Genomic DNA, 7,743 nt, shown 5'->3' on the forward strand with positions numbered 1-7,743 from the left:
CATTAGATTTTTTTGGATTTATGCTGATGAATTTCAATGGCAAATGTTTATATCATTAATGGAAACCATTTTCTAACTTTTCTAATTAAAAGATCTTGCTTCAAATGAAATTTTTTGAAGTCTTAAAAAATTATTAGTAAAGTAATTCAAATAAGTTTGGATTCTAATATTTGAAAAACAATTATCTAAAAACAAGGATCCAGCCACGCTTAGTTTCTCCAGTTTTTAATTGTGCAAAATAAAAATAAGTTGCATCAGGTAAGTCACCACCATTATTGTTTTGACCAAACCATTCATCTAAATAATTTGCTTTTTCATAGACCAACCTTCCCCAACGGCTGAAAATTTGCAAATTAAGCACCTCTAAACCTATCAAATCAAGTGAATCATTATAACCATCATTATTGGGCGTAATGCCATTAGGTATCTCACAAAAGGTAGTCTGAACATCAATAGATTGTGTAGCGGAACATCCGTTTGCATCTGTAATAGTTGCATAATACAATCCTCTTTCTCCTCCTGTAATTTGAATAGGATTTCCGATAGCTGAAAATCCATTTGGCCCAGTCCAATTATAAGAAACTGAAGATGTTTCAAAAGAGTTTTGAATTGGAGTTGCTGTCAAAACAAAATTTAAACTTAAACAAGCAGATTCAATAGCAAAATTTGGCAGTGGGTTTACCAAAACGTTGACAGAAGAGGAGCCAGAAACACAACCATCTTGAATTACATTAACAGTATAGGTTCCACTCATTAAATTTGAAATAGAATTAATTGTTGGGTTTTGATCCGTTGAATAAAATCCATTTGGTCCAGTCCAATTATAGATGGTATTTGGAATAAGAGTAGCAAATAAATTTAAAGTATTAGAGTCACAAACAATCGGGTCTACGGAAGCTAATGGTGTAGAAGGCAACGATTTAATTGTTATAGTAATTATAGCTTCATCAAAAGTATTGCACAATCCTATAACTTTATATTTGAAATTGTAAATACCCGAAGGTACATTGGTAGCATTCCAAATATTATTTGTAAGCATTCCACTTGATGAAATTTCTTGCCAAGTACCTCCTGTATCATAACTTCCTAATATCAAAGAAAATAAATCTATGTTATTTGGATTTCCACAATAAGTAATTGCATTATTTTGTCCAGCATTTGGATTAAATGCATTTGTAGAAATGGTGTAATCTAGAGTAAAATCAATGCATGAATTAGGATTACCGGTATAACGCACTCTTACATGATAAACTCCAACATCAGTAACAGAATTAAAAGTTGGAAATGCTAACGTATTGGTAGTACTCAATATAGTTGTTGTGGCATTGTCTTTCCACCATTCGTATTGAAAAATTGAAAAATTTGGTAGAGTTAATGAACCTGGTTGACCATTACAAAAATCTATAGGTGTTATTGCAAAATTAAAAGGTCGAGGCACTTCAAACAAACTATTTAAAATATTACCGCAAGCATCTTCAACTTGAAAATTGTAAACTGCAGCTGGCAAACCCAAAAACACACTCGAATTTCCATTTTGTAAATTAAAAGGTAAACCGTTTTTTTGAGTTATTCTATAAATTAAAGGCTGGATACCAACAGCATCAACAAAAACATCATAGGTTCCATTATTACATAAAAAAGAATACACATCATTAATTTTTGGTAAACCATCATAATCAAATTCATATAAAACATTAGTACAATCCGCAGCAGAATAAAAGCTTGTTAGAATTCTAAAATGTCCTAAAAAAGCAAAGTTATAATTTGTTGTTTGATTTACTAACGGTATGGCATTAGCGACACTTAGCGTACCACCAAAATAAATAGTCCCGTTAACTGGATTAAACCATTGATTTGTAATAGGGTTGTACTGCTGAAGCCAATAGAGTTTAGGATTATTATTATTACTATTTGAAGTGTGGTTTAAATAAATATCAAAAGATCCACAATTTTCTATAACATCTATATTGGTATTTTGAATATAACCCACATTTGCATTAATGGTTTTAATTGAAGAATTTCCGCAAGTATCTGTAAAAGTAAAAACATAAGTTCCTAAAGGCACATCAACCAATTTGAAAAAACCAGAAGAAATAGAACTTGATAAATTTAATGGTAAGTTTGTTGTATATGAAGCTGGAGCTTGAGTTAAAATTGCTGTTTGTAAATTTACACCAGCACTTAAAGTTGCTAAACCTGGAGTACATCCTACCAATGATCCTAGAAAGAAAAAACCATTATCAGCCGCCAAAATTATTTGCTGAACCCTAACGACACCACATACATCAACAGTAGTAAATGTATAAGTTCCAGGTATTGAAGTAAATAACTCTAAATCTCCTGATGTATTAGGTATTACTGTGTAAGGTAAAGCATAAGGTATTCCCAATGGACCATCAATCAACACTGCACTTAAAGCATTGTGAATAATAATATTATAATCATTACAAAATAAGTTTTGACGTGAAAGTATAGGGACAGTAGACGAGTATACTACAACATCATTCCTATTATATGTATTTCCGCAACCATCTATAACACTAACATCATATGTATAATATTGGTTTGGATATAAAATTATATCCTGAATAACTTGTAAGTTGTTACTTGATGTAATGGTATTATTATAAACAATTGGCGCACCACCACTTGGTGGATTTACTGATATTGTAATTTGTAATGGATAAACTATAACGCTATTAGGTATATTTTGTATTGAAATGGATATTTTTGTTAAAGTACAATTTAATATATCAATAGTATTACTAACCCCAATTCCTAAATCAGCAGGAGTATTCAGAACTGTAAAAGTTTGTACAACTCCTTCGCCACAGGCATCAAATACTCTAACATTATACTGACCTGCAACCAATCCAGTAAAAACATTTGAAGGTTGCAAAGGTCTTACAATAGGTCCAGAAAAAATTTCATATGAAACAGCAGTACCTGTTAGAGTATTTACAGTAATCGAACCATCAGCACCGCATATTTCATTGTTTCCACTCAAGCTATACGTTAATAATACAATTTGATTCACTATGGTTATATCTTGTTGTTGGCTGTTTGTTAAACTTCCTAACGATTGGGTAGCCACTACTCTATAAGTTCCTGCAACTAAACCAGAAAAACTTGTAGTGTTTTGAACTGAAATTGGAGTGGTCAAATTAGGTAATTGGTAAATCGTATAAACCATTGTTGCACCAGCCGTAGTATTAGCAACAGTAAAATTTAAAGTTCCATTTGCTGTGCAAGTTTCATTAGTTTTTGTAACATTTAATGTAAAACTAGCCAATTGACAATAAGCAAGATTTGAAAAGAAAAAAAACAACCCAAAAATGGTTAATGACTTGAAATCGATTTTATACATGAAAGCCTATTTATATTTAAAGATGCAGATATTAAATTTTGGTTGCGTTGAATTGTTAAATATAAAAAAATAAAAATAAAAAACACAGCATATTATCTAAAACAATTCAATAAATTTGCGCCTTATTTCAAAAAATTTTGGAAAAAGAAATTGTAGTTATTATTGGCGGTCCTGGAACAGGAAAAACAACAATCATTGATAATTTAATATCAAAAGGTTTTTGTTGTTATCCCGAAGTTTCGCGTGAAATTATTAGCGAAGCGCAAAAACAAGGAATCGAGCAACTTTTTCTTGAAAAACCATTGCTTTTCAGCGAGTTACTCCTTGAAGGAAGAAAAAAACAATTCAATAATGCTAAAAAAGAAACACACAAAACGGTTTTCCTAGACAGAGGAATTCCGGATGTTTTGGCTTATATGCATTACATTGGTGATAGTTATCCTGCATTTTTTCACGAGGCTTGTACCGAACATAAATACGACAGAATATTCATCCTTCCACCTTGGGAAGAGATTTATGTCAGCGATGATGAGCGTTATGAAAACTACGAACAAGCCAAATTAATCTACAACCACCTTGTAGAAACTTATGAAAAATATGGTTACAACTTAATCGAAGTTCCAAAAGGCACGGTTGAGGAACGTACAAATTATATTTTACAATCTTTACAATAAATGACGGTTCAAGAACTAGAAAAGACTTCAAGCTTAGTTTTTGAAAATTTGGAATTAAAAATCCGAAATCTAATTATAGAAAAAGAAAGTCAAGAATATTGCGCTGCTCAATTTGAACTCAACAATTCAAAAATAATTTTTCGAAAAGCAAAAGTTACACCAACTAAAATTGGACAATTCGTTACTTTATGGAAACGAATTAAGGACAAACCAATTGAGCCGTTTTCATCAACAGATAACTTTGACTTTGTGATTATTAATTGTGAAACTCAATTTAACTTCGGACAATTTATATTTCCAAAAACTGTTTTAGAAGAAAAAGGATATCTTCAAAGTCAATCTATAAAAGGGAAGTTAGGATTTAGAGTTTACCCTTCTTGGGATAAAACAGAAAACAAGCAAGCACAACAGACTCAGAATTGGCAATTAAATTATTTTATAGCAACACCAATTTCTATTTCGAAAGCGAAATCACTTTATTCAAAAAATCTATAAGTCTAATTATATTTATTGTTTTTACTACTTTTACGAAATATTCCTATTTTAAAATTTTTAAATCGTAATTGAATACAATGTCTAAACCATTAGAAATCCTTCAAAAATATTGGAATCACGATGCGTTTAGAACTCCGCAAGAAGAAATAATTACCTCTGTTTTAGCAGGAAAAGACACCTTTGGTTTAATGCCAACTGGTGGCGGAAAATCAATTACTTTTCAAGTTCCAGCAATGATGAGGGAAGGCATTTGCTTAGTCATCTCTCCATTAATTGCGTTGATGAAAGACCAGGTGCAAAACTTGCAAAACAAAGGAATCAAAGCCATTGCTTTAACTGGTGGAATAGCATCAGATGAAATCATTGACTTATTAGATAATTGTCAATTTGGAAATTATAAATTCCTGTATTTATCGCCTGAACGATTACAAAGCGATTGGATTTTAGAAAGAATAAAAGGTCTTCCTATAAATTTGATTGCTATTGACGAAGCGCACTGTGTATCGCAATGGGGACACGATTTTAGACCTGCTTATTTAAAAATATCAAAGCTCAAAGAATTTTTTCCGAAGGTAGCTTTTTTAGCCCTAACAGCTTCAGCAACGAAACGAGTTCAAGAAGATATTATTAAGCAATTGCAACTTGAAAATCCTGCTGTTCTTACAAAATCATTTGCTAGAGAAAATTTGGCCTATATGGTTTTTAATGTCGAAGATAAATTGCATTTGATGGAGCAAATTCTGAAGAAAAATCCGCAGCCATCCATCATTTATGTCACTAATAGAAAATCTTGTTCAGAAACCGTTAAGCAATTAGAATCGTTAGGATTTTCAGCTACTTTTTATCACGGTGGATTAGCTCCAAAAGACAAAGAAAACCACATGCAACTTTGGATGAAGGAAAAAGTTCAAATAATGGTGGCTACCAACGCTTTCGGAATGGGAATTGATAAAGCAAATGTAAAAACCGTAATTCATTTGCACATTCCACCCAATCTTGAAAACTACTATCAAGAAGCTGGCCGTGCCGGACGAAATGGCGAAAAAGCCTTTGCTGTTTTATTAACCAATCCGTCGGATGTAATTCACGTTGAGGCACAATTTTTAAGTATTCTATCAGATAAAGCCTTTTTAAATTTGGTTTTTGTAAAACTCTGCAACTTTTTTCAAATTGCTTATGGCGAAGGAATTGACGAAAAGTTTAACTTTAACATCAATCACTTTTGTACCAAATATAATTTTCCTGTACTTAAAACATACAACGCTTTACAGTTTTTAGATGGACAAGGAATCATAAGTTTATCGCAAGAATATACCGAAAAAATTACAATGCAATTCATTATTGAGTCTAAAGAAGTCATTCGATATATGAGTTTGAATCCGAGTGATGAAGAAGTTATACTAACCATTTTACGCACCAATCCTGGCGTTTATGAAGCGCAATCGGTCATCAATATTTCGTTGATTGCAAAAAAAGCTAATTGTGAAGAAAATAAAGTACTTGCAATTCTACACAAATTAAATGAAAAACAAGTTATAGAATTAAACGCCAAAAACAATGATGCTACTCTGACCTTTAATGAAGTTCGTGAAGATGAAAGAACAATAAGTCGCGTAATTAAATATCTTGAAGCCCAAAACAAACTCAAAACCGAACAATTAAAATCGGTTATAAACTATATTAAGGAAGATAAAACCTGTAAAAACAAGCTTCTTTTAGATTACTTTGGCGAAGTTACCAAAAAAGATTGTGGCGTATGCTCTTATTGTATTTCAAAAAAAACTACACCAAATGATGTAAAAACTTTATCTGAAAAGATCATTGGCTTACTCAAAATTCAAGAAATGAATTCAAGAGATATTCAAAAGTTAACCAAATATCCGAAAGACGATGTTATCTTTGCACTTCAAAATTTAATGGAAAACGATAGTATTATCGTACAACCAAATAATTTATATTCGATAAAAAAATAGATACTAAATTCTGAAAAAAAAATCGGAATTAATTAAAGCATCGCAAAATGGAAAAATTAAGAATCGTTTTTATGGGAACACCAGAATTTGCCGTTGGCATTTTGGATACCATAGTAAAAAATAATTATGACGTAGTTGGTGTAATCACTGCTGCTGATAAACCTGCCGGTCGCGGACAAAAGATAAAATATTCTGCAGTCAAAGAATATGCTCTCGAAAATAACTTAAATTTACTACAGCCAACCAATCTTAAAGACGAAAGCTTTTTAGCAGACTTAAAAGATTTGAATGCCAATCTGCAAGTAGTAGTTGCTTTTAGAATGCTACCCGAAGTAGTTTGGAGGATGCCAAAATTTGGAACCTTTAATTTACATGCATCACTCCTACCCAATTATCGTGGTGCTGCTCCAATTAATTGGGCTATAATTAATGGCGAAGCAAAAACAGGCGTAACAACATTCTTCATTGACGATAAAATTGACACTGGCGCAATGATTTTGAGTAAAGAAACTCCAATTTCCACTACCGAAAGTGCCGGAATATTACACGATAGATTAATGACTATTGGCAGTGATGCTGTTATAGAAACTTTATCTTTAATTGCAAACGAAAAAGCAACTACCACGATTCAAGTAGATGATTTAGATATAAAAACAGCCTACAAGTTAAATAAAGAAAATTGCAAAATTAACTTTACTAAATCGGGTATAGAAATTTATAATTTAATTAGAGGATTATCACCTTATCCAAGCGCTTGGTGTTTTATAAAAGACAATAATGAAGAATGGAATGTCAAAATATATGAAGCAAAATTAACTTCAGACACACACAATTTAGCAATTGGCTCGTTGGTGACCACCAAAAAAGAGATTAAGATTGCTGTTGCAGATGGTTTTTTAGAAATACTAAGTTTACAATTTCCTGGTAAAAAACGAATGAAAAGCTTTGAACTGTTAAACGGAATCACCTTTTCAGCCGATGCAAAAGCGTTGTAAGCTACTGAAATCATTGAAATATTGTCGCTATTTTACTAAAAAGAATAAGTTTTATTAACAAACAAGCTTAGTTATCAACAAATTTGGCAAAAATCACGTCAATCACTTGTGTAGTCTGATATTTCTACTAAATTTGTTTTGATTAACAAAAAAGTTTAACCAACAATTAATAACTATTATTATGAACAAATCAGAATTAATCGATGCTATTGCTGCTGACGCAGGAATTACAAAAGCAG

At 31.6% G+C, this 7,743-nt stretch carries 5 protein-coding genes; 4 read left to right on the plus strand and 1 reads right to left on the minus strand.

Annotated elements, in window-relative coordinates; translation table 11 throughout:
* Positions 1–181: 181 nt before the first annotated feature.
* Complete coding sequence (locus tag Q0050_RS07835) at positions 182–3,367, minus strand: gliding motility-associated C-terminal domain-containing protein (RefSeq protein ID WP_298393970.1); 3,186 nt, start codon at positions 3,365–3,367, stop codon at positions 182–184.
* A gap of 137 nt (positions 3,368–3,504) precedes the next feature.
* Here Q0050_RS07835 and Q0050_RS07840 point away from each other — a divergent pair, with 137 nt between their 5' ends.
* The 4 genes from Q0050_RS07840 to fmt all read left to right on the plus strand — a co-directional run bounded on the left by Q0050_RS07840 (position 3,505) and on the right by fmt (position 7,504).
* A complete protein-coding gene (locus Q0050_RS07840; protein ID WP_298393972.1) occupies positions 3,505–4,041 on the plus strand; it encodes an ATP-binding protein in 537 nt (178 codons plus the stop codon).
* Positions 4,042–4,536, plus strand: coding sequence for a MepB family protein (locus Q0050_RS07845; protein ID WP_298393974.1), 495 nt, complete (start codon positions 4,042–4,044; stop codon positions 4,534–4,536).
* A 77-nt stretch (positions 4,537–4,613) separates the two neighbouring features.
* The gene (locus tag Q0050_RS07850) at positions 4,614–6,509 is read left to right on the plus strand and encodes an ATP-dependent DNA helicase RecQ (RefSeq protein WP_298393976.1); all 1,896 of its coding nucleotides are present in this window, start codon (positions 4,614–4,616) and stop codon (positions 6,507–6,509) included.
* A gap of 47 nt (positions 6,510–6,556) precedes the next feature.
* Positions 6,557–7,504, plus strand: coding sequence for a methionyl-tRNA formyltransferase (gene fmt / locus Q0050_RS07855; protein ID WP_298393978.1), 948 nt, complete (start codon positions 6,557–6,559; stop codon positions 7,502–7,504).
* The last annotated feature ends 239 nt before the right edge of the window (positions 7,505–7,743 follow it).

It is taken from the genome of Flavobacterium sp. (genome assembly GCF_027483985.1).
In the GTDB taxonomy this organism is placed as follows: domain Bacteria; phylum Bacteroidota; class Bacteroidia; order Flavobacteriales; family Flavobacteriaceae; genus Flavobacterium.

What these genes read in the sequence shown, in the direction of transcription:
- fmt (WP_298393978.1), top strand. Translation starts at nt 6,557, where the DNA reads ATGGAAAAATTAAGAATCGTTTTTATGGGAACACCAGAATTTGCCGTT.
- Q0050_RS07850 (WP_298393976.1), top strand. Translation starts at nt 4,614, where the DNA reads ATGTCTAAACCATTAGAAATCCTTCAAAAATATTGGAATCACGATGCG.
- Q0050_RS07845 (WP_298393974.1), top strand. Translation starts at nt 4,042, where the DNA reads ATGACGGTTCAAGAACTAGAAAAGACTTCAAGCTTAGTTTTTGAAAAT.
- Q0050_RS07835 (WP_298393970.1), bottom strand. Translation starts at nt 3,367, where the DNA reads ATGTATAAAATCGATTTCAAGTCATTAACCATTTTTGGGTTGTTTTTT.